Consider the following 22,562-nt stretch of genomic DNA (forward strand, 5'->3'; position numbering starts at 1 on the left):
CTCATTCCAAGAGCGCCGCACCCCGTCGGTGGAGGCGGGTTATAGGGCCCCAATACAGACCTGTAAATACCTTTTTGCAGAAAAATGACAGAAAATCGGAAAAGCATTCATTCCGGTCATTTTTCGGCAATTCTTTCACCCACCGGGCGTCATTTGAACGCGCTTTATATCCGTATTTGCGTATTTTCCCGATCAGAGACGCGTCACCCGTTAGCTAAAATCTCGAACGACGATAAAAACAGACCGGAAAAGATTCGGCAACGCGAGAGCTTTGGTCCACAGCCAAAATCAAATCGGGCCGCTCGATCTGTCATCTGGATATGAGATCTTCACTCAAACTGCGGAAACAGTATCGCGTTCTCCAGATACATATGCGCAACCAGATCCTCGATGAGTTTACCCGTGCCACTATATAATGCACGCCAGGAACCGCATACGCCTTGGGGGAGCTGACAATTATTTGTCAGCTTATGAAGTCGATGAACGGCCTCGGCATGATCATCATGCTCTTCTCGCATACAGTGGATCGGCAAAGCCAATGCGGCAGATATCGCACCATTTTTACGCATCTCACGCATTGCCGGGAAAAGAACAGCTTCTTCCTTCTTCATATGCAGATCAAGATTTTCGGCAATCGCACATAATTCGTCTGCCAGCCCAACCGGGGCTTCCGGATGATCACCGTGGACAGCTTCAACCTTGCGGGCCAGCACAATCAATTCAGGAAGTTCGTCCCGGTGTACCTGATGATATCGATCCAGAATGAAATTGATGAAGGCATCCGTATCATGCAGGTCAGGCAGATTTATCGGCCCTTTGGGAAGCTTGCAAAGTTCTTCTGCAACAAGATGGGCATTGATATCTTTCTTGTTGGCCAGTTCGGCTAATGTCTGCCCGGCATGACAGCAAAACCCGATATGGTGATGGCGAAAGACCAATGTTGCCCCCGGAAAACAGGCAACCAATGCACCTATCGTCTGATTGAGAAGATCATCTGGTGTAACGGGTGTTCCAGCATTACGTAAATCCGGCTGCATACGGTTTTCCTTCCCACTTGGCTGCCAATCAACCATCAGGAGTGTAATACCGGCACACGATGTCACGTTGACGATGGTCAAATTCCAGTTACGGCAAAAATTCCAAACTTTCTCTTTGAGAATCTTTCCCTGCCAACCAATGCCATGAACCATTGTTGAAAGTTGTAAAAATCCAAACCTGACGAGGATTTGACAGACATCAACCACAAACCCGAGAGCCCGCGCGATACTTCGGCCAACAAAAGTACCGGAGCATCACGTGTCAGGAAGTTATCCGTCTTTCACCCCTTTTCTGCTGGCCAGTCCGTTAATACGGAATGCTCCCAAAGCTCTGACTGAGCAAATCTGCCGCCATGCGATGGCAACAATGCACCGGCAACACAAAGCGGTGTTCGAACGGGTGGCGGAACGCGAAAGTTTCGCCTTGCTCATTGCTCCCACAGATCTTGATTTGAAGTTCTATCTGAAAATTGATCCGGAGCACCCTGAACTTCGCCCCGTCACAAACCAGACGCCAGAACCGGTTGCCGCCCGGATTTTCGGGCCCCTGCCTGCGTTACTGGAACTCCTTCAGGGCAAATCTGATGGCGACGCCCTGTTCTTTTCGCGCACCCTGCGCATTGAAGGGCGTACCGATCTGGTCGTGGCCCTGCGCAATGCCCTTGATGGTGAGGAAATTGATCTTCGTTCTGCAGTCAGTAACAGCTTTGGCATTGCCAACCCGGTTGCGCGCCTCATGCTTGGCCTTGCTGAAACACTTTATAAGCAACTGCAACACGATATGAATCGCACGGCCGCGACACTGACATCGTCAATCGAGAAACGCCTTGGCGGATTGGAGAAGCGTGCCAGTCAGCAAGCAGAGGCACTTGCCCGGCTCGAAAAATCCGTGCAGCGCAGCAGTCGCCGAACGCAATATTCCCCGGCGGTGTCCGCCAAAGACGACTTTGCCCTTCCCGATCACAAATAGCCTAAGCCAGTCAGAGGAACGATATGGAACTCGTTTGTCCGGCAGGGACACCTGCCAGTCTTCATGCCGCCGTCGATGCCGGTGCAGATGTTGTTTATTGCGGTTTCCGCGATGCGACGAATGCCCGCAACTTTCCGGGCCTGAATTTTTCGCGCGACGAACTTCGCAACGCTGTCGAACACGCCCACAAACATGATGTGCATGTTTACCTTGCCTGCAACACCTATCCGCAGGCCGGTATCGAACACATATGGCATGCTGCAATCGATGATGCTGTGGCAATTGGTGTTGACGCCATCATTCTCGCAGATATTGGCCTGTTGCGGTATGCGCGGGACCGCCATCCGGATGCCAGACTTCACCTTTCAGTTCAGGCATCGGCTTCAAATGAAGAGGCGATCAAATTCTACCATCGGGAGTTTGCTGTTCGCCGTGTCGTTTTGCCACGCGTTCTTTCACTTGAGGAAATCGCATATCTCAACAGCCGCATCCCGGTTGAGACAGAAGTCTTTGCCTTTGGTGGCATGTGTGTGATGGCGGAAGGTCGTTGTTCACTATCGTCATATGCGACCGGCGAAAGCCCGAATATGAATGGCGTATGTTCACCCGCCGCCCATGTCCGCTATGAGGAACGCGACGATATGACGGTTTCCCGACTGGGTGACTTTACAATCAATATTTACGATCAGGACGAGAAGGTCGGCTATCCGACCCTTTGCAAAGGCCGTTTTCGCGCCATGGACAAATCGGGATATCTGTTTGAGGAACCAACCAGTCTGGATGTCACCGGAATGCTGCCTGAACTGGCAAAGGCGGGTGTCACCGCCCTGAAGATTGAGGGGCGCCAACGCGGGAAGGCCTATATTTCCCAGGTTGTCAGTGCCTTTCGAGCATCTCTTGACCGGATTGCCCAAGGCAAGCTGGTCGAGCAAACAAGTCTGAATACCCTTAGCGAAGGACAAAGCGATACTACAGGCGCATACCGGAGAGGCTGGCAATGACAAAGTCACGACTTATTATGGGTCCCGTTCTCTTTCACTGGGACGAAAACCGGAAACGTGATTTTTATGCACAGATTGCCGATGAGACAGACATTGACACAGTCCATGTCGGAGAAGTTGTCTGCGCCAAACGCATGCCATTTTTTGACAAGCATCTGCCAGATGTTATTGAACGCCTCCAGCGGGCTGGCAAGGAGGTTGTTTTCTCAACACTTGCGCTGGTGATGAACAGTCGCGAAAACGCACTGATAAACGAAATCACCCAGATGCCGGATCTGCTTATTGAGGCCAATGATATTTCAGCAGCTGGCTTGCTTGCAGATCGTCCGCATGTCATCGGTCCCTATATCAATATCTATAACGAAAGCACGTTTTCATATTTCGAGAGCCGGGCGGCAAAGCGTATTTCGCTTCCCTGGGAGTTGCCTTTATCGTCAATCTCGCAACTGTGCGAAACGCGCAAATCTGCAGAAATTGAAGTTCAGGTGTTTGGTCGAATGCCTTTGGCTATTTCCGCGCGTTGTTATTCTGCGCGCGCGCAAGGCCTGCACAAGGACGGTTGCAGATATGTTTGCGGTGAACAGCTTGATGGCATGGAAGTCGCAACACTCGACGATACGCCATTTCTCGCAGTTAATGGCTTGCAGACATTATCCAACCACTATGTAGAACTCTCTGACAATATCGGAGAGTTGCAGGATGCCGGTGTCAGTGCATTCCGCCTGTCACCACATAGCCTGGACATGATGGAAGTTGCACAACTCTATCGTCAGTTGCTCGATCGTAAAATTGATGCTGGCGAGCTACGCCGGAACCTTCAGGAGATGCCTCTGCAGATGGCATTCTCTGACGGTTTCTTGCACGGTTTACCGGGTGCAGAATTGCGCAGCACATTGGGGCAACGCGCCGAATAACCACACCACCCCGACAAAAATCAAAAAAGAAGGGCTGCGACGGAAAGCGCAGCCCTACAATACATTGCAATTTCGGGGAGTCAGCAATTCAATGCATTGTTGTCGGGCCACTATATCGCAATCAAAGAAGCTGACCTTGACGATGGTCAACCCCAAGAATAATCTGACACGTTGCACATCCCGCTATCCCCCGATGATTAGTTGACTTGCTTTCTCGGCAATCATGACAACGGGCGCATGTGTGTTGCCCGAGACGATTGAAGGCATAACGGAGGCATCAACAACCCGTAAATTTTCCACCCCGCGCACACGAAGCTGATCATCAACGACCGCCATCGGATCATCTTTGGGGCCGATCTTTGCCGTGCCGACCGGGTGAAAGATCGTGGTTGCGACCTTGCCTGCTGCATCTGCCAAGGCCTCGTCAGAAGTAACTTCGGCACCTGGTGCAAACTCGACCGGGCAATATTGCGCCATACTCTTTGTTGCCATCAGGGCTCTGGCGTGACGGATTGATTGCACCGAGACTTCCCGATCCAGATCGGTACCAAGATAGTTCGGGGCAATGTGGGGAGCCGCATGCGGATCAGAAGAGGTCAGTGTCACGCGTCCCTTACTGGTTGGCCGCAGATTGCATACCGAAACCGTGATGGCCGGGAAGTCATGCAAAGGCGCACCGAACTTATCGAGCGATAAGGGCTGCACATGGTATTCGATATTGGGCGTTTCATAGCGCCCGTCGGATCGCGTAAAAATACCAAGCTGACTGGGTGCCATTGCCATCGGACCACGACGGCGTAGCGCGTAGTCCAATGCGATTTTGGCTTTGCCAACAAGGGTGGACTGCATTTCATTAAGTGTCTTTGCACCCGTTATCCGAAATGCTGTGCGTATTTGCAGGTGATCCTGAAGGTTCTCGCCAACGCCGGGCAAGTCGTGTTTGACCTCAATTCCATGATTGCGCAGCTCTTGTGTCGGCCCAATGCCCGAGACCTTCAGAATGTGCGGCGTTCCGATAGCACCCGCGCTCAGGATTACTTCACAATTTGCAGATGCAAACTCGGTTTTGCCACCACGTTCATACTGCACACCACGCACAACGGTGCCATCAAATTCAAGCCTGACAACAGTTGCCTTGGTCAAAACTGAAAGGTTCGGGCGATGCATCACCGGTTTCAGAAAAGCACGGGCAGCACTCCAGCGCACGCCGCGTTTCTGGGTCACATCGAAATATCCCGATCCTTCGTTACTGCCTCCGTTGAAGTCGTCCGTTTTTGGAATGCCGAGTTCCTCGGCACCATCACGCACAGCATCAAGCACGTCCCAACGCAGGCGTTGTTTTTCAACCCGCAACTCCCCGTCACTGCCATGAGCGTTTGACGGACTGTGATAATTCTCCGATTTGATGAAATAGGGCAGTACATCGTCCCAGCCCCAACCTGTTGCTCCCTCAACAACCCAGCGATCATAATCTGCGGCTTGGCCTCGCATATAGATCATGCCGTTGATGGACGAACATCCACCAAGAACCTTGCCACGCGGATAGGCAATCGACCGTCCCCCCAGTCCTTTTTCCGCCGCAGTTTCATAGAGCCAGTCTGTTCGGGGGTTTCCAATACAAAACAGATAACCCACCGGAATATGTATCCAGGGATAATTGTCTTTCCCCCCTGCCTCGATCAGCAGAACGCGGTTATTCGGATCTGCACTGAGCCGGTTGGCCAATACACATCCCGCGGATCCGGCACCGATAATGATGAAATCAAAAGAAGAATTATCGAAAGACATCTGTTGTCTCCGCAAAGGGACAGGCATGACGACGCCCCTGTTCATAAGTCAGAACAGTCTTTTGTCGAATTTTCAGGTGAAAGACCCCCTGTCACACACTGTCGCAACAGGGGGCTGAATATCTGAAATCAGGCGTTTGCCGCAGCAAACCGTGACCAGAATGGCAGCATCGCCGCTTCCAGATCACGCCACATTGCAAAGCGTTTGCGATAGATCTCGCTTGCTTCTAGGGCGGGGCTGTAATGACGGTCCATCCTGACCATGCTGTCTGCTGCCTGATCGTAGTCATGATACATACCAACACCAACAGCAGCAGCCATTGCCGCGCCGAGCGCACCTGTCTCCTGACATTTCGCAACACTGAGGGGCAGCTCAAGAATATCGGCAATAATTTGAGGCCAGATTGTACTGCGCGCTCCGCCACCCGACAGAATGATCTTGTCAAAATGAGCACCGGTCGCCCGTAACTTGTGCATATGTTGAAGATGCGCAAAGGTCACACCTTCGTAAATGGCACGCAACATATCGCCTCGCCCATGCCATCCACCGACACCAAAGAATCCTGCACGGGCTGTACCGTTGCATGGTGCACCATACAGATACGGATGGTAATAGGGGCCATCCAGACCAAATTTGCTTTGGGCAACCAGCTCATTGGCAAGGTCAAATGGTGATTTGCCATTTACGACTTCGGCATCATGCTCAAGATATTCCCGAACCAGCCATTCCAGATTAACCGCAGACGTCGCCGAACTCTCAATCGACATGAAGCGACCATCCGCATAACCAGATGACATGAAAATTTCGTTCTCACTCTGGAAATCGATATTCTCGAGGATGATCTGGTTAATGCTCCATGTGCCGACAATCATTGATGCCTGTCCCGGACGAGCAACACCCGATCCCAGTGCACTTGCAATCACGTCAAAGAAGCCTGCAACAACCGGGGTTCCGACACAAAGGCCGGTTTTAGCCGCCACCTCCGCCGTGACATGACCAACAATCTCGCTTGGATGCGCAAGACGCGGCAGTTTGTCCCGCGCATCAAGAATGCCAAAGGCATCAAGTAAATCATCGTCGTATATATTCTCGGGCATACGCAACATTCCGCATCCGCCCATGTCGGAAATATCACTGACCAGTACCCCGGTCAGCGCATGTGTCACCACGTCCTTGCACAACAAAACTGCGCGGGTGTCCCCATAAATATCCGGGCGTTCGCGCTTGACCCAGGCAAGCAAGGTCGGTGTCTGCGAGACCCAGGGACGCTGCCCGGAAATCGGATAACTTATATCCCCAACACCATCACGGGTCAGATCATCAACAAGCCCGTTTGCGCGTGTATCAAGGGACTGAACCCCTAAAAGCGCTTTGCCTTCCGCCCCCAGAAGATACAATCCATTGCCGTGCCCGGCGCTGCCGATTGCGGCAATATCGGATGTATTGACACCGGATTTCCTGATGACTTCCGCCACCACTTCCAAAAGGTCATTACGTAACTGGTCGATGTCACGTTCCACAAACCCCGGGGCAGGACAATGTGACACAGCCTCGCGGGAGGCATGGGCAACTTCTCTGCCAGCGGCATCAAACAGCACGGTTTTGACCACCGTATTGCCCGCATCAATTCCAAGAAAATAGCGCGCCATCAGCTTAACCTTCGAACCCGGAATAGATATCCCACGCCTTGGCCCCGTCGGCTCCGTCGTGAATCATCGCCATCAGGGCCGCGACGACCGCCTTGGGATTATCATGTTGATAGATGTTGCGACCATAAACCATGCCGTGAGCCCCTTGCGCCATCAGGGCCGCAGAATTGTCAAACACAGTTCGCAGATCGGCCTTGCCACCACCGCGGACCAGAACCGGACAACGCGCGGCCTGAACAACATGGTGGAAGTCCTCAGGATCGTCCGTCGGGTCCGCCTTGATGATATCGGCACCCATTTCACGGGCCAGACGTACCAGGGTCGTGACTTTTTCTGTATCTCCATCGACAAGATATCCGCCGCGTGCGCTGTTCGGCTGCATGACAAGCGGTTCGATCATCAATGGCATTCCATATTTTTCACAATCATTGCCAAGCTTCGAAATATTCTGCACACACTGACGGAACAGGTCTGGTTCGTCCGGAAGCATGAACAGATTGACCACGACACAGGCCGCGTCCATCCGCAATGCCGGCAGGATCGGATCACTTTCGTTCTGCATCACCGCCCACATCGAACGATGGCGTTCCTTGTTATATGGATTACCCATATCAACACGCATCACCAGTGCCGGGCGGTTTTCCCCCGGCAATGTCTGCAACAGGTCGGATTGCCCGTAATTCATCTGAATGGCATCGGGCCGCGCATCAACCAGTGTGTTAACCACCGACTGCACATCTTCGAGACCGAGCATGAAGCTGGGTTCATTACAAACACCATGGTCAATGGCGACATCAAGACAACGGCCGTTTTTCATCAAACGGTTCAAGCGCACTTTTTTCGATACGAACATGTTTCCTCCTCTGACCGGATTGCCCGGTTCATTCTTCAGACAATGCTGTGTTTTTTGCCGAGCTCTTCACCCAGCAACTGTTTGTGATGTTCAAGTTCGGATGCGGTCCAACCCAGCACGCCAGACATCAGCGTTCCGATTTCATCAATCAAAGGCTGTGTGATCCCACCTTCCAAACCGATGCCTGTGCGGCGTAACAAGATGTCGGAAAGGCTGCGCACTTTTTCATTACGGATCAGAAATTCGATCTCGCGACGGGAATATGCTGATGCTGCGACAAGTTGAGCATCCGGACCCGACTGGCAAAAACGCGCGATCTCTATAGCCCGGCTGCCATAACGTTCGGCAAGGCGTTCAAGGGTCGGGCGATCAATTGTCAGATCAATCAGTTCAGCCCCGACCCAGTCATCCAGATCGCTCTCGGAATTCGGAAAATCACGACCGCCTCCGATACGCAGATGGCTTGTGCTGCATTGGCGTTTGCGTCCCAGACGCTTCAAAACCACATCGGCAATTTCTTCGCCGAATACGCGAAATGTTGTCCACTTCCCGCCAATCAGACTGATGACCGGGAAATCACGTTTGTCATTAGGTTCCTGTTCGCGGTGCGAATGATCACGACTGATCCGGCCGGTAGCATCCGCATCACTGACGGGCAATGGCCGCACACCGGTAAAGACATGAACGATATCGTCCTGACTGATCTCGATTTCAGGAAAAACAAAACGCAACGCGTCAAGCATATAGTCCTTTTCGCTTTGTTCGCAGCGCGCGAGTTCGGGATCATCAATCAGGATATCTGTCGAACCGACCAGTGAGACACCAAGATAATTAAAGGCAATGCAGATCCGTCCGTCAGCATTCTCGTAGTAAACCATCTGATCATCCAAAGCAGCGGCCAGCTGCTTGTTACGGATCATCAGATGCGATCCCTTGGTCCCGCGGACAAAGCGTGGCGTGTCGTTTTCCTGTCCGCCAGATAAGGCCAGATTAGTGAAATCAACCCAGGCACCGGTTGCATTAACAACCAGATCGGGGGCAATCGTACCGGTCTCGCCGGTCAGGCGGTCGCGCCAGTGGATATTTTGACCTTCGACTTTTTCGACCGCGATATAGGAATGCGCACTGGCGTTCGGACAGGCTTCTTGCGTATCAAGGATCATCTCGACACCAAGACGTTCCGGATACTTGACCCAAGCATCATAATAGATCGCCCCGAACTTGGCGTCCGGCGAAAGATCAGGGGTCATCGCACGAAGTTTCTTGCGCGAGACGAATTGATGGGCTGGCATGGTGCGGCTTTTGCGCGACAACCAGTCATAAAGCATCAAGCCTATCTTGATCATCATCGCGGATCTCCGCGACGGCCCGCTTCCAAGACCAATGAAACGTTTCAGAGATGCCATTGACCCGTTAAAGACATCAAAAATCGGCACCAGCGTCGGCAACGGAAATACGTAGTGCGGTGCATTGCGTAACAGAAGGTCGCGTTCTTGCAGGGATTGCCGGACAAGCCGGAACTCGCCATTTTCCAGATAGCGCAATCCACCATGAACCATGCGCGAAAGTGCCGCACTTGCACCGGAACAGAAATCTCTCTGTTCCAGCAACACAACATCGATCCCCTGCAAGGCCAGATCACGGAACACACTGATCCCGTTGATCCCGCCCCCGACCACAACAACGGTGGCCCGTTTCGGGATTGTTTTATCCTGAGAATTCTGTGTCATCTTATTGTCAATCAGGCCGCACGTGCGACTGGGCCAAGATGGGCCGCAATTGCCTGGTCAATGATTGCAAGTTCATCAGAAGACAGCACGATTTCACCGGCGCGGGCATTTTCCAAGGCCTGCTGCGCATTTCGCGCGCCGCATAGCGAGAAGGTGATACCCTTTTGCGCAATCGTCCATGCGATCACAATTTGTCCCGGCTCGACATTATGCGCATCAGCAATCGGAAGCAGAACCTTCATGAAATCGGCAACCAGCTTGCGATTTTCGACCGAGAATTTCGGGTTGTCCCGGCGAAGATCATCGCCTTCAAACACGCGGTCCGGCCCGATCTTGCCCGATAGCAAACCAAGCGCCATCGAAGAATAACTCAGCACGGCCACATTGTTCTCAAGACAGAGCGGCACGAGTTCTTCTTCAAGCTGACGTTCGAGCATGTTGTAGCATTCCTGGATGCAATCAAGTTGCCCGGCGGCCAGATACTGTTTCATCTCGCCAGCATTCACATTACTGATCCCGATTGAGCGGATCTTGCCTTCACGTTTCAGATCAAGAAGGGCCCCCATTGTTTCGGCAATTGGTGTTGTTGGGTCCTGCCAATGGGTGATGTAAAGATCGATATAGTCTGTGCGCAGACGTTTGAGGCTGCTTTCAAGTTCGGCACGGACAGACTCTGCCCCCAGATAACGGTGGATTTTCTTGTCATGTTCATCGACGAAATAGTTGCCCTTGTCCGTATCCCAGACCATGCCGCACTTGGTCGCGATCACCACCTGGTCTCTGCGTCCCTCGATGGCCTGACCAACAAGTTCCTCGGCACGACCAAGACCATAGGCCGGTGCAGTATCAATCAGCGAGATACCTGCATCAATTGACGCCTGAATGGCTTTGATGGAGTTGGCATCATCATGTCCACCCCACATCCAGCCCCCCATCGCCCAGGTTCCAAGCCCAATTGCAGATGCCGATACACCGGATTTTCCAATTTCACGAATAAGCTGTGCCATCAGGCATCTCCTTTTAGTATGTCGCTGACCGCATAGGCGGTTTGTTCATCGATCGCCAAGGTTGTCAGGAAATCACCGCGCAAAATTGCTGCAATCGGCTCTGCCTTGTGTTGACCACTGGCAATGGCAAAGCGGTGCGGGATCTGACGCAATTCATCAAGGGTAAGGGCAACCACACGGTCATTGCCCGAATAGTCGCACGGGGCGCCATCCTTGCTGATCAGATGCGCCAGCAATTCACCACTTGCCCCGGCAGCGAGGACTTCGTCACGGTCGATATCGTCATCAAGAGACAGGTAGGTTGATGTGCTCTCGCGCACTGACCCGATACCCATCACGGCAATATCGGCCTTGCGGGCAATATCAAAAACGTCACGGATCGAACGGACATCCAGCAAAGTGTCACGTGCTTCTCGTGAACCCGCGATAATTGGTGCATGAAGCTGAAGCGCACGCCCCCCAAGCTTTTCGGCCATTGCCATCGAAACCTGATTGACATCCGTGTAATATTTTCCCTGAACCCCGCCGGTTCCCGGCACAACCGTCACGTCATATGTACGTTTTGGTTTCATTGCCTCGACAATCGCACTGACACCAACCCCGCCTGAGATTGCGATGGTCATGCCATCTTCAAGTTTTTCAAACAAAGCGGCTGCGGCCGCATCCGCCGTAGACTTGATCGTGATCTTGGGGTCGGTCGAGACTTCCGGCACCACAATCGCGTTTTCAATCCGTCCCGCTTCCGCGATCAGGGCCCCAAGATCCGTCATATTGCCAAAGGGTGACTTGACGGTAATCTCGACCAGTCCGCGCTCCTGGCCTTCCTTCACCAGCCGGTTAACTGTGGTGTGTGACAAACCTGTCAGTTCCGCAATTTTGGCTTGGGAAATGTTCTGTTCGTAGAACATCACCAGAACCTTGTGCAGGCGTCGCAGTCGCTCGAATTCTGTACTGTTGGTCATTCTTTTTGTTCCTGACGCGATTACGATTTGGCCGATGCGCTGCGTTTGCGGCGATTGAGCAGATGGTCTGCCGAAACCGCGACCAGAAGAATCAGACCGCGAATGATGTCCTGCCAGTAAACCGGCACATCAAGCAGGATCAGGGAACTTGTCACCAGTGACAGAAGAGCCGCACCAAGAACCGCACCAAAGATGGTTCCCGATCCACCATTCAGGCTGGCGCCGCCAATTACCGCGGCCGCAATCACGCTAAGCTCCATGCCAATACCGAACTGCGGCGTCGCGGCACCGAAACGCGCCATATAGACAACGCCGGCCACACCGGACAAAAGTCCGCAGAGGGTCGCGCATAAAATCTTGATACGCTTGGTCTTGATCCCTGAAAACAGCGCCGCCTTTTCGTTGCTGCCGGTGTAATAGACTTTGCGGAAGATGGTTGAATGGCGCAGCAAAAGGTCGAAAAAGACAACCAGCGCAAAGAACAGGATGATCACAAACGGCATTCCGGCAATATCACCCTGTCCGATAAATTTGAAACTTGGCGGCAGGGTAAACAGCGATTGCGGCGTCCCCTTTGTGATCAGCAATGAAAGGCCACGTGCGATGACCATGAAGGCCAGTGACACGATAAAGAAGTGAAGTCCTATGCGGGTTACACATTGCCCCATAAGGAAGCCGATAAAGCCGCATGCCAGAATTGCAATCAAACTTGCCGACCAGGGATCCATCCCCATCAGGAAAAGCTTGCCACCAATCACCATGGCCAGACACACGACCGAACCGACAGAAAGATCAATTCCGCCAACAATCAAAAGAATTGTCATCCCGACCACGACAATCCCCTCAATCGAGAAAGACAGCAACATGGCCCGGAAATTCTGCCAGGTCAGAAAATAGGGCGAGGCAAAGCTCATCGCGATGCAAATAATCAGGATGATGGCAACAAGCCCCGCTTCACGCGCTTTGAAAATTCCCAACATTCGGTTTTGCACACCCTTGTTCAACTGGGTTGCCTCCGCATTCTGTGTTTCGTTTTTCGTTTTGGTTTCTGGTTTCAAGGCCTTGACCGATGTCATGACACCAACTCCCGTTCCTTCACGACCGCGTTCTGGCGGGAAAGCCCCGAAGCCAGTTTCATGATTTTTTCTTCGGTCATATTTTCATCTTCGACTTCACCGGCAACTCTGCCTTCGTGAAGAACAATAATGCGATCGCAAAGACCAATCAGCTCAGGCATCTCGGATGAGATAACAAGAACCCCGACCCCCTTGGACGCCAGATTACGCAAGATGGTGTAAATCTCGCTCTTGGCACCAACATCAACACCGCGGGTCGGTTCATCAAAAATGATGATATCGGGGTGCACCGAAAGCATCTTGGCGATTGCCACCTTTTGCTGGTTTCCACCGCTGAGCGCAGATACCGGCTGACTGACATGAGCACAGCGCAACGAAAGCAGACGGCCGAGTTCCTCAGCCCGTTTTTCCTCTTCGCGCTGGAGCACAAATCCCTTTGAGCTGACATGCCGAAGATCAAGGGCCGTGATGTTTGCAGCAATCGACAGGTCAAGGAACACGCCTGACCCCTTACGATCTTCAGACAGATACACAAGCCCGTTCCGAATACTTTCGGCATAACTTTCGATATTCAGAGGTTTGCCGCGCATTGCCACGGATCCAGCGGTTTTGCGGCTTAGTCCGCAAATCGCATGTGCAAGTTCACTGCGTCCGGCACCTATCAAACCGCCGAGACCAAGAACCTCGCCCTCGCGCAAATCAAAGCTGATATCTTTCAGGAAACCGTCATCACTTAGTTCACGCACAGACATGACCGATGACATCCCACTTTTCAGATCAGGGTTCTTTGCCGGAAACTGATGAAGGATTTCGCGGCCAACCATTTTGGTTGCCACTTCATCAGGGCTGGTATCTTCCGTCATCAGGGTGTCAATGAAAGTCCCGTCCCGGAACACCGTGATCCGGTCAGAAATCGCAAAGATTTCTGCCATGCGATGACTGATATAGATGATGCCGATATTGCGCGCCTTCAGATCAGCAATGATCCGAAACAGGGCTTCGGCCTCACTATCTGTCAGTGCCGCAGTTGGCTCATCGAAAATCAGCACATCACAGTCAAGGGTCAGGGCCTTGGCAATCTCGACAATTTGTTGGCTGGCGATTGGCAGATTTCCGACTTTTTCATCAACGGGTATCGGCATCAGATCGGCCAGAACTTTTTTGGCACGTTCGCGCAATTCACGATCATTCATCAAAAATGAGGTACGCGCGTTGGTCGCTGCCATCAGGATATTTTCTGCAACGGAAATGTCCGGGCACAGGGCTATTTCCTGATGTACCAGACCGATGCCATGTGCCTGCGCTTTTGCCGGGTCGGAAAGAACTATGTCACGTCCCTTGAAATGGATACGTCCCTGGTCAGGCGGGAATACACCGCTGAGAATATTCATCAGCGTGGATTTTCCCGCACCATTTTCCCCCATAAGGGCATGGACCTCGCCGGGCATCAGCGACAGTTGAACACCGCGCAGGGCCTGCACCGGGCCGAAGGATTTATGAATGTCGTGAACTTCTAGAATGGGCTGCATAAAACCGGATGCCTTGCGATGAAAAGAAGGGCAGCCCTTCCTTTCGACCAATCAAAGTGGGAGGACCGAAAGGAAGGGTCTTCTGGTCGCCATGGGCATAGCGACCAGATCTAGATGTCCTTATTCTTCGATACCTTTGGTACCGCGACGTTTCAGATAATCTTCCCAATAGAAGTCATCGGCATTCTTTGCAGTCACGACCGCATAGCCATTATCGATGTAGGGAACCATCATCGGGTTGGCACCAGCCCGCATATAGTCATTCATCGGATCAATCAGATCCGGATGTGCTGCGAGGAACAGGGAAATGAAGCCCATGTAACCCTGAATACCCTGGTTAGGGTTAATTGAACCAAAGACCTCTCCTGCCTTGATCATATCAAGGATCTTGGCATTCACGTCAGCAGTCATCACCTTGATATCTGCCTTGGTCTCGATGGCCGCCTGCGCTGCACCCAGTGCACTGTTTGCCTCTGGCATAAAGACAGCGCCAAGGTTCGGGTGTGCCTGATGCATGGTCAGAACAGCGTTATAGGCCTTGGTCGGATCTTGGTTTGATGCCGCGCGAGCAACCAGCTTAATATCCGGGTATTTTTCTTCCATGCGGGCGATGAAGGCCGAAACGCGGCGATCATGGTTGTCCTGCCCGGGATTCTCCAGAACTGCATATTCACCGGATCCGCCCATAGCCTCGGCAATAGCATCAGCCGCAGCTGCTCCTTCGCGGTCATTGTTCGAGGTGATATAGGCCGAACGCTTTGAATTCGGAGAATCTGCGGCAAAGGTGACGACAGCCACGCCCTGCTCAACAGCACGATTGATCGGTGCGATGAACGGATCAGAGTTCATCGGATGAACCATGATGCCGGCTGGCTGACGCGCCAGAACCTGCTCAAAGGTCGCAATCTGCTTGTTCACATCATATTCCGGCGTGCCGGTATAAACCGTGTCACATCCCATCTGCTGCGCAGCCTGCTTGAACATTTCATAGACAGGGAACCAGTATTCGACACCGCTGACCATGACGTTCATGGCATAAAGCTCGCCGGGCTCACACTGGAATGCGCTTTTTTTAGTATCCTGCGCCATTGCCGAAGACGCAGTGAGAGTCAAGAAAGCAGCCGCTGCTGTTCCCAGCAGCATTGATTTGATTTTCATGTTATCCTCCCTAATGCGTAACCAGTTCCGGGCTTTCCAGGACACGGTGTGGTTCGCATAATGTTATTTATGGTAGATATTTCACATCTGGAAATATCTACCATTCATTTGGATTGATCCCGTTTCGGGAGTCAACATGAAATATATTTCAACCATAAATGTCGCCGCGTAAGCTTGCAAAACCAACGCTTTCCGCCCGCAAAGAAATTTTCAGAAGATCGTTTTCTGTCCGAATTTTCCTCGATATTTTTTGCTTAACCTTGCCACCTAGCCAGCGGGAAACGCCCGAAACACTCAACCTTGCTGGCCGCAAGGTATGACTGTGATCAATTTTTGACTTGGGTAATGGAAATTTATCGGGGCTGGAATCGCCCCCTGCGGCGTCTAACATCCCGGAAAATACAATTTTCCAAGCCGACATCACCAATGCAGCCTGAAGCTCTGCCGTGACGGACAGGTGGTTCGACAATGACAGGAAGATGATCTTGCGGCCCGTGACCTTTATCTGACACGCAACTTGAAACATGCCTGCGCGACATGACCACAAGCGATATCGAAGCGAACTATCGGAGCGTATTCCGATTTTGCTGCTTGCAAACGCCCGTTTACAACCCGGCAAAAAGACCGGCGGCATGTTTGATCACCTGGCCGCCGGTCCTCAAAGATCTGTGACATCAAGCAACAGGCTTAACGAATGGCGACCGGATTTATGATCATCTGGACGGCACCCTTAAGCTTTGCCTGACCAAGAACAAAAAGAAACTCGTACGCCCGATCTTCGGCCAGGTCCCTGGTGACGATATTCTCAAGAATATAAACACCGTTTTCCGCCAAAAGTTTTACGTGAACCGGGAAGAATGCCGTCGAATCTTCATGGGGAACGGCTTCCAGCCCCCACGTGTCGGCTCCGACAGCAACGACCCCTTTTTTTGCCAGCCATTCCGCGGCTTCCAAGCCGATGCCAGGCTCGGTCGAACCATAAAGTGCATTATCCTGTCCAACCAGATCAAGCCATCCGGTATGGACAAGAACCACGTCCCCCTTGCGAATTTCAGTTCCGGCCGCCTTTTGTGCTGCCAGTACATCATCAAGGGTAATGACATATCCACCCTCGAGCCGCCCGGTTCCTTTGATCGCAGCAACGTCGAGCAACACACCCCTCGTCGCCATTGGCGGAACATTCTCAATACCCAGTTTGGTCAGGCCCGTAGCTGCCACCATGTCTTCGGCATGGTTGTTATTGTAGTAAGTATGGTGATCACCAAGATGACCCAAACCGTCAATCTGCGTCCCCACACCAAGCCAACCGGTGAACATGTCGTCGTTATATGTCCCGGAATTGCTGCCAAGGGTCTTGTTACCACTTTGCCCCGGCGAGAAAACAGTTACAGCAACACCACGCGGCGCGAATGCCGGTGTATCACGTGAAATCTCCATACCAAGCGAGTAGACTTTCCCTTCGGATATCAACTTGCTCGCGGCAAGGGTAACTTCGGCAGTCAGATAGTTTGCGGCACCGATCTGGTCATCGGGCCCAAACGGCGACGTGAATCGTTCATCGGCAGAAGCAACGCAGGTTGCCCCGATAAAACCCAGCATCATGGAAGCCGTGACAAACATTTTTGCTTTTTGCATTTTTTCCTCCCTAAGTTGATAAGGAGTCAGAAAATTGCAATTATGATGCCAACAAAAAATGGCTGAAAACCGAGACTTTCAAGGGAAGTTTGAGCGGAATACGATCAACTACAACGTTGGAATGATCGGTTACCGCTCCGGCAAAACATACAAGGCGAAAACCAGACTCACATGAGCCTGCGGTTTTGCTAAATGTCATCTACCGGAAAAAAGCGATGGTGCCCCCGGGGAGAATCGAACTCCCACTCACTAGGTGAAACAGATTTTGAGTCTGCCGCGTCTACCAATTCCGCCACAGGGGCAGGCAATCTGGGTGCGTGATCGCACCCTCCATCGACGGGCGGGATAATAGCTGTAAATTTCGCGGGGTCAATGGGGCTTTGTGCAAAAATGTTGCTGATTTTGCGATCATCAACTGCATCATTGCGATTGGTCGCAAAATGCGCTTTGATCGCGCCGAGTTTCAAGGCCCTGCGCCATTCACCAGACCATAGCTAAACAAGATAAGGCGCGATTGCCGTGATCCGCAGTCTTTATGATTGGACCATGAACCTGGCGGGTCACCGTCATGCCGCTTGGGCATTGTTCTTTATTGCTGCGATTGAAAGCTCGGTCTTTCCGATCCCGCCAGATATCCTGTTGATCCCGATGATCATTGCAGCTCCGACCAAGGCCTGGCGTTATGCGCTGATCTGTCTTGTCGGATCGGTTCTGGGCGGTCTGATCGGGTACGGAATCGGGTTCTTCCTGTTTGAAACGGTCGGCCGTCCGGTGCTGGAGCTTTATGGCTATGGCGCAAAGTTCGATCAGTTCAAAGACTATTATAATGAATGGGGTGCCTGGGCTGTGCTGATCGCCGGCATCACTCCGTTCCCCTATAAGGTCATTACGATCCTGTCGGGTGTCACCGCACTTGATCCGGTGGTCTTTACCGTCGCTTCGATCTTTGCCCGTGGATTGCGGTTCTTTGTCATTGCGGCCCTGATCTGGAAATTCGGCCCGGCCATTCGTGATTTCATCGAAAAACGGCTGGGCCTCGTTTTCACCATATTTATCGTGGTTCTTGTCGGTGGGTTCGCCGCAATCAAACTGATCCCGCACGGGTGACCCCATGAGCACATTTCAAGGAAGACGAGATACGGATTTGCTGATGTTCAAAATGCTTCGCCCGCGCTATATCCCGGCCTTCGCACCGATTATCCTGTTCCTGGTCTCAAGCGGCAGCATCGGATTTGCTCTTTATGCGCAGTATGTTCAGAAACTACTGCCCTGCATTCTGTGCCTGTATCAGCGCAAGCCCTTCTATATCGTGATCGGCCTGTCTGTTCTGGCCCTGCTTCTGATCCGCTTCCCCAAGGCCGCACGTGCAATCGTCTATCTTTGCGGGTTGACCTTTGCGGTTGGCACCGGCATTGCCATTTATCACGTCGGCGTTCAGGAACTCTGGTGGCAGGGACCGGCGATGTGTGGCGGAGTGCAAAGTGGTGCAAGTTCGCTTGCCGAACTTAAGGCACAGCTTCTTGCCCAGCCGATTATTCGGTGCGACAAAATCGACTGGACCCTGTTTGGCATCACCATGCCCACGGTCAATGTCTTCTTCTCGGCAGCCCTTACCATTTTCTGCTTCATCGCACCGTCACGCTGGATGAAGAAAGAAGGCGAACACGGCCTCTAGAATCAAAAGACGCCCGGAACAAACGTCATCGTTCGTCCCATCAAACCCGCCCGCACTCCGGGCGGGTTTGTTTGTATCCGGCCACCCGCCAAACGTGATCAATTGACCGGTGAATGAACAATTCTGCTTTTGATAATGAGAATTGTTATTGTTTGCAGAATATTCCCGGCTATATTTGCCCTGCGATTCTCAAGAGAGTCCCTTTCAGAACCCGGACCAAAGGACTGACGCAGGATTGACCAAGATGACATTTCATCCACAAATGACCAGCAAGATCGAAGGTATTTCCCTTCTGGATGATTTGCGTTTCCGGCGCTGGAACGCAGCCATCACCGATCTGTGGCATGTCGAATGTGAACAGGAAGCGGGCGGCACCTATGTCTCGCGCGCACCGCGTCTGGTCGCCATTCTGGACTGTATCGGTGACGGGCGCGTCGAAGTCCGGGCTTCAAGTGACACAACTACCCGCAGCCATCGTGGGCAGGGATGCCTTTCCTATATCCCCGCGGGGATGGAGGTATCATCGGAAGTTCTTGGCAAATGCCGCCTGCGTCATCTTGATATTCATCTCGATGTCAAAGCCCTTGAACATTCAATGGGGAGCATCCTTGACCGGCGGGCACTTGAAACACCCCGGATCGGGTTCTGCGATCCGCGCATCAATGCGCTTGTGCGACTGCTTGCCGACGATCTTGAGACCGGTATGGCAGCCCCGCAGATTTACGGCGAAGGATTGGTAACAGCCCTGACTGCTGCCCTTCTTGGCCCGTCGCCAGCCACGGGACCACAGCGTAAGCGTGGCAAACTCGCCCCCTATCAGCTGCGCAAAACGGTTGATTACATCGAACAGAATTGCGGGCGGACCATCCGGCTTGATGAACTCGCCCAACTGACCGGCCTGTCTCAATCCTATTTCTGTTCTGCATTTCGTGAATCCACAGGCATGCCGCCCCAGCAATGGCAAATGAAAGCCCGTGTTGAACGGGCAAAAAAACTGCTGAAAAAAGGTGACACGCCACTGGCATCGGTTGCGGTTGGCGTCGGTTTTGCTGATCAGGCCCATCTGACCCGTGTCTTTCGCAAGATCGTCGGAACCACGCCGGGTGCCTGGCGCAAGGAACAGATCGCCTGAATTAAGCCAAATTCCGTTCAATCCGGACAAATCCGGTTCAATATTCCCCCCCGCGCGCGTGATATCGACAGGCCCATCATTCAAGATGGCCCGCCGGTTCCCGCCCAGCAGGTCGTCGCCAGAGACAACCGATAGGGATTCCCAAATGCGTTTTACAGGACAGAAACTGTCTTCGACCCTTTTGCTGGGGACTGCGATCGCATTGGTTTTTGCGGCGCCGAACTTTGCACGGGCGCAGTCGACCAATGATACGACGTCGAGCGAAACGGAAAACACCGGGTCAACCGAAACCCCGGCCATTGTCATCGAAGCTGATAGCAAAGCAGAACCGGGCGATCCGACCCCGCCCGTTTATGCCGGTGGTCAGGTGGCAACCGGTGGTCGCGCAGGCGTTCTTGGCAACAAGGATGTGATGGATACGCCCTTTAGTACAACGTCATATACCAGTGAGCTCATCGCAAACCAACAAGCTCAGGATGTTGCAGACGTCCTTTTGAATGACCCTTCGGTCGTCAATTCAACCGGCTATGGCAACTTCGCTGACCGGTTCAATATTCGCGGTTACGACCTGCAATCCGATGATATCTCGCTTGACGGGGTAAGTGGCACAGCACCACGTCAGAAAGCAATCATCGAGACTTATGAAAGGGTTGAACTCCTGAAAGGTGCCTCTGCGTTCCTCAACGGTATGCCTCCGGGGTCCAGCGGCATTGGTGGAACGGTTAACCTTGTTCCCAAACGGGCGACAGCTGATCCCGTGACAAGCCTTACCGGAAGTACGGAAAACGGTAAAACCTTTGGCTCCCATGTCGATATTGGGCGCAGGTTTGGCTCTGCGGACCAGTTTGGTGCAAGGGCCAACGCCGTTTATCGTGACGGGGAAACCGGCATTGATGACGAAGAAGTAACCGCGCGCCTTGCATCTCTTGCACTTGATTTCAACGGCGAGAATGCCCGCGTTACAATCGATGGCATCATCAACCAGCACTATATTTCCCAGGCTCGCCCGTCGGTCAATATCGGAAGCACCCTTACCAGTATCCCCAACGCGCCATCCGCAAGTCACAATTATGCCAGTGCATGGACCTATAGTGATCTGGAGGACTATATCGGTCAGGTACGTGGCGAATATGACCTTACCGATAGCACGATGGCCTATGTGGTTCTTGGCGGTCGTAATTCGGAAGAAGAAGGCGGTTATGCCACCCCCACCCTGAATAGCTCTGATGGAACAGCTTCATTTGGAAGTAGTGTCATCAACTTCCAGAATACCGATCTGAGCTCAATGGCTGGCATCCGGCAAAAGTTTGAAACAGGGCCTGTTAACCATGAAGTCAATCTCGGGATTTCCGGGATCTGGCAAAAGAATTATCAGGCCTATGAGTTCTATTCTAGTCAGACTGGCAGCATTTATGGCTCCGGTGCAGACAGCCACAGCTCGACGGTCACCTTCACCGGCGGCAACCTCAATGATCTTCCCTTGAGCAGCAAGAACACATTTGTCAGCTATTATATCGCCGACACCATGGGCTTCCTGAATGACCGGATTGAACTCACCGCGGGTATTCGCCATCAGGAGGTCAACACCAAGGGATATAATCTTGGCACAGGCGCACAGAACTCCTACTACGACTCACGTGCGGACTCACCAATGTTTGCCATCGTCGGCAAGGTGACGAATGAATGGTCGGTTTACGCCAACTACATTGAAGGCCTGTCAAAAGGCAAAACGGTCACCGATACCGGTGCGGCGAACTTCGGATCTGTTTTGGCACCTTATGTCTCCAAACAGTTTGAAACTGGCGTGAAAGCCGACTTTGGTACTTTTGGCGGCGGCATTGCACTTTTCCAAATTGAAAAGCCTTCTGTTTACAAGGACAGCACCACCAATATTGAAGACACTAACGGCGAACAGCAAAATCGCGGGATTGAGTTTACGGCCTTTGGCGAACCTGTTGAAGGCTTCCGTCTGCTTGGCGGCCTGACCTATATCGACTCAGAATTGCAGGACACCGATAACCGGACCAATGACGGCAAAAGGGCAAAGGGTGTTGCCGAATATCAGGCAACATTCGGTGTCGAATATGATCTGCCGTTCCTGCGGGGGGCGACATTAACAAGTCGGGTTATCCATAGCGGCCCGCAATTTGTTGATGACGAAAACACCCTGCAGCTCGACGAATGGACGCGCCTTGACGTTGGGGGGCGCTACAATACAACGCTGTATGGCTATCCGGTTACCTTCCGCGGCAATATCGAAAACCTGACCAACAACAATTATTGGGCAAGTGCCAGCACCGATAGCGAATACATCACGATGGGCGCACCATTGACGGCAAAGCTGGCCCTGACGGCCAATTTCTGAAAGTTACTGGCGATCTATTCACACAGAACAAAGCCGACGGATTTTCCGTCGGCTTTTCTGTTTTGCAGGTTCCGAGCAAGA

At 52.5% G+C, this 22,562-nt stretch carries 19 protein-coding genes and 1 tRNA gene; 7 read left to right on the forward strand and 13 right to left on the reverse strand.

The window, feature by feature from the left end; all coding sequences use genetic code 11:
* Window positions 1-329: 329 nt before the first annotated feature.
* Entirely contained in the window at window positions 330-1,244 is a 915-nt protein-coding gene (locus WA318_RS16585; protein ID WP_336082909.1) for a DUF542 domain-containing protein, read from the reverse strand.
* Window positions 1,245-1,296: 52 nt separating this feature from the next.
* On the opposite strand from WA318_RS16585, the gene ubiT reads away from it, so the two are divergent.
* The 3 genes from ubiT to ubiV are packed head-to-tail and all read left to right on the forward strand — an operon-like array spanning window position 1,297 to window position 3,922.
* A complete protein-coding gene (gene ubiT, locus WA318_RS16590) occupies window positions 1,297-2,007 on the forward strand; it encodes a ubiquinone anaerobic biosynthesis accessory factor UbiT (RefSeq protein WP_443082645.1) in 711 nt (236 codons plus the stop codon).
* A gap of 23 nt (window positions 2,008-2,030) precedes the next feature.
* Window positions 2,031-3,008 (forward strand): ubiquinone anaerobic biosynthesis protein UbiU, encoded by a 978-nt coding sequence (gene ubiU / locus WA318_RS16595; RefSeq protein ID WP_336082913.1) that lies wholly within the window; start codon window positions 2,031-2,033, stop codon window positions 3,006-3,008.
* A 17-nt stretch (window positions 3,009-3,025) separates the two neighbouring features.
* Entirely contained in the window at window positions 3,026-3,922 is an 897-nt protein-coding gene (ubiV, locus tag WA318_RS16600; protein WP_336082915.1) for a ubiquinone anaerobic biosynthesis protein UbiV, read from the forward strand.
* A 183-nt stretch (window positions 3,923-4,105) separates the two neighbouring features.
* Here ubiV and WA318_RS16605 read toward each other — a convergent pair whose 3' ends face one another.
* The 12 genes from WA318_RS16605 to WA318_RS16660 form a co-directional block, all read right to left on the reverse strand.
* Window positions 4,106-5,710 carry a GMC family oxidoreductase gene (locus tag WA318_RS16605; protein WP_336082917.1) on the reverse strand — a complete coding sequence of 535 codons (1,605 nt, stop codon included), beginning with the start codon at window positions 5,708-5,710 and terminating at the stop codon, window positions 4,106-4,108.
* A gap of 128 nt (window positions 5,711-5,838) precedes the next feature.
* Window positions 5,839-7,359: an FGGY-family carbohydrate kinase gene (locus tag WA318_RS16610; protein WP_336082919.1), complete on the reverse strand. Its 1,521-nt coding sequence runs from the start codon at window positions 7,357-7,359 to the stop codon at window positions 5,839-5,841.
* A gap of 4 nt (window positions 7,360-7,363) precedes the next feature.
* On the reverse strand, window positions 7,364-8,212 hold the full coding sequence (locus WA318_RS16615) for a class I fructose-bisphosphate aldolase (protein ID WP_114097172.1): 849 nt from the start codon (window positions 8,210-8,212) through the stop codon (window positions 7,364-7,366).
* Window positions 8,213-8,247: 35 nt separating this feature from the next.
* A complete protein-coding gene (locus WA318_RS16620) occupies window positions 8,248-9,942 on the reverse strand; it encodes a glycerol-3-phosphate dehydrogenase/oxidase (RefSeq protein ID WP_336082922.1) in 1,695 nt (564 codons plus the stop codon).
* Window positions 9,943-9,953: 11 nt separating this feature from the next.
* Window positions 9,954-10,949, reverse strand: coding sequence for an aldo/keto reductase (locus WA318_RS16625; RefSeq protein ID WP_114097170.1), 996 nt, complete (start codon window positions 10,947-10,949; stop codon window positions 9,954-9,956).
* Window positions 10,949-11,911 (reverse strand): sugar-binding transcriptional regulator, encoded by a 963-nt coding sequence (locus WA318_RS16630; protein ID WP_114097169.1) that lies wholly within the window; start codon window positions 11,909-11,911, stop codon window positions 10,949-10,951. The genes WA318_RS16625 and WA318_RS16630 overlap by 1 nt, the downstream gene beginning before the upstream one ends.
* Window positions 11,912-11,931: 20 nt before the next feature.
* On the reverse strand, window positions 11,932-12,987 hold the full coding sequence (locus WA318_RS16635; protein ID WP_258548625.1) for an ABC transporter permease: 1,056 nt from the start codon (window positions 12,985-12,987) through the stop codon (window positions 11,932-11,934).
* Entirely contained in the window at window positions 12,984-14,516 is a 1,533-nt protein-coding gene (locus WA318_RS16640) for a sugar ABC transporter ATP-binding protein (protein ID WP_336082927.1), read from the reverse strand. Before WA318_RS16640 ends, WA318_RS16635 begins: the two co-directional genes overlap by 4 nt.
* 120 nt (window positions 14,517-14,636) lie before the next feature.
* A complete protein-coding gene (locus WA318_RS16645; protein ID WP_114097167.1) occupies window positions 14,637-15,674 on the reverse strand; it encodes a substrate-binding domain-containing protein in 1,038 nt (345 codons plus the stop codon).
* A 148-nt stretch (window positions 15,675-15,822) separates the two neighbouring features.
* On the reverse strand, window positions 15,823-16,308 hold the full coding sequence (locus tag WA318_RS16650; protein ID WP_336082930.1) for a hypothetical protein: 486 nt from the start codon (window positions 16,306-16,308) through the stop codon (window positions 15,823-15,825).
* A 53-nt stretch (window positions 16,309-16,361) separates the two neighbouring features.
* Entirely contained in the window at window positions 16,362-17,309 is a 948-nt protein-coding gene (locus WA318_RS16655; RefSeq protein ID WP_336082933.1) for a cyclase family protein, read from the reverse strand.
* Window positions 17,310-17,525: 216 nt separating this feature from the next.
* Window positions 17,526-17,611 (reverse strand) — tRNA-Leu (locus tag WA318_RS16660).
* 217 nt (window positions 17,612-17,828) lie between these two features.
* Here WA318_RS16660 and WA318_RS16665 point away from each other — a divergent pair.
* The 4 genes from WA318_RS16665 to WA318_RS16680 all read left to right on the forward strand — a co-directional run bounded on the left by WA318_RS16665 (window position 17,829) and on the right by WA318_RS16680 (window position 22,481).
* A complete protein-coding gene (locus WA318_RS16665) occupies window positions 17,829-18,416 on the forward strand; it encodes a YqaA family protein (protein ID WP_114097164.1) in 588 nt (195 codons plus the stop codon).
* A gap of 43 nt (window positions 18,417-18,459) precedes the next feature.
* Window positions 18,460-18,984: a disulfide bond formation protein B gene (locus WA318_RS16670; protein ID WP_114097163.1), complete on the forward strand. Its 525-nt coding sequence runs from the start codon at window positions 18,460-18,462 to the stop codon at window positions 18,982-18,984.
* A 244-nt stretch (window positions 18,985-19,228) separates the two neighbouring features.
* Complete coding sequence (locus WA318_RS16675; protein ID WP_336082939.1) at window positions 19,229-20,116, forward strand: helix-turn-helix domain-containing protein; 888 nt, start codon at window positions 19,229-19,231, stop codon at window positions 20,114-20,116.
* Between the two features lie 145 nt (window positions 20,117-20,261).
* Window positions 20,262-22,481 (forward strand): TonB-dependent receptor, encoded by a 2,220-nt coding sequence (locus tag WA318_RS16680; RefSeq protein ID WP_336082941.1) that lies wholly within the window; start codon window positions 20,262-20,264, stop codon window positions 22,479-22,481.
* Window positions 22,482-22,562 lie beyond the last annotated feature (81 nt).

Source organism: Thalassospira sp. CH_XMU1448-2, assembly GCF_037027285.1.
GTDB lineage: Bacteria > Pseudomonadota > Alphaproteobacteria > Rhodospirillales > Thalassospiraceae > Thalassospira > Thalassospira profundimaris_C.

What these genes read in the sequence shown, in the direction of transcription:
- WA318_RS16640 (WP_336082927.1), bottom strand. Translation starts at nt 14,516, where the DNA reads ATGCAGCCCATTCTAGAAGTTCACGACATTCATAAATCCTTCGGCCCG.
- WA318_RS16655 (WP_336082933.1), bottom strand. Translation starts at nt 17,309, where the DNA reads ATGCAAAAAGCAAAAATGTTTGTCACGGCTTCCATGATGCTGGGTTTT.
- WA318_RS16675 (WP_336082939.1), top strand. Translation starts at nt 19,229, where the DNA reads ATGACATTTCATCCACAAATGACCAGCAAGATCGAAGGTATTTCCCTT.
- WA318_RS16605 (WP_336082917.1), bottom strand. Translation starts at nt 5,710, where the DNA reads ATGTCTTTCGATAATTCTTCTTTTGATTTCATCATTATCGGTGCCGGA.
- ubiU (WP_336082913.1), top strand. Translation starts at nt 2,031, where the DNA reads ATGGAACTCGTTTGTCCGGCAGGGACACCTGCCAGTCTTCATGCCGCC.
- WA318_RS16615 (WP_114097172.1), bottom strand. Translation starts at nt 8,212, where the DNA reads ATGTTCGTATCGAAAAAAGTGCGCTTGAACCGTTTGATGAAAAACGGC.
- WA318_RS16645 (WP_114097167.1), bottom strand. Translation starts at nt 15,674, where the DNA reads ATGAAAATCAAATCAATGCTGCTGGGAACAGCAGCGGCTGCTTTCTTG.
- WA318_RS16620 (WP_336082922.1), bottom strand. Translation starts at nt 9,942, where the DNA reads ATGACACAGAATTCTCAGGATAAAACAATCCCGAAACGGGCCACCGTT.
- WA318_RS16650 (WP_336082930.1), bottom strand. Translation starts at nt 16,308, where the DNA reads ATGCCGCCGGTCTTTTTGCCGGGTTGTAAACGGGCGTTTGCAAGCAGC.
- WA318_RS16635 (WP_258548625.1), bottom strand. Translation starts at nt 12,987, where the DNA reads ATGACATCGGTCAAGGCCTTGAAACCAGAAACCAAAACGAAAAACGAA.
- WA318_RS16680 (WP_336082941.1), top strand. Translation starts at nt 20,262, where the DNA reads ATGCGTTTTACAGGACAGAAACTGTCTTCGACCCTTTTGCTGGGGACT.
- WA318_RS16610 (WP_336082919.1), bottom strand. Translation starts at nt 7,359, where the DNA reads ATGGCGCGCTATTTTCTTGGAATTGATGCGGGCAATACGGTGGTCAAA.
- WA318_RS16630 (WP_114097169.1), bottom strand. Translation starts at nt 11,911, where the DNA reads ATGACCAACAGTACAGAATTCGAGCGACTGCGACGCCTGCACAAGGTT.
- WA318_RS16625 (WP_114097170.1), bottom strand. Translation starts at nt 10,949, where the DNA reads ATGGCACAGCTTATTCGTGAAATTGGAAAATCCGGTGTATCGGCATCT.
- WA318_RS16670 (WP_114097163.1), top strand. Translation starts at nt 18,460, where the DNA reads ATGTTCAAAATGCTTCGCCCGCGCTATATCCCGGCCTTCGCACCGATT.
- ubiV (WP_336082915.1), top strand. Translation starts at nt 3,026, where the DNA reads ATGGGTCCCGTTCTCTTTCACTGGGACGAAAACCGGAAACGTGATTTT.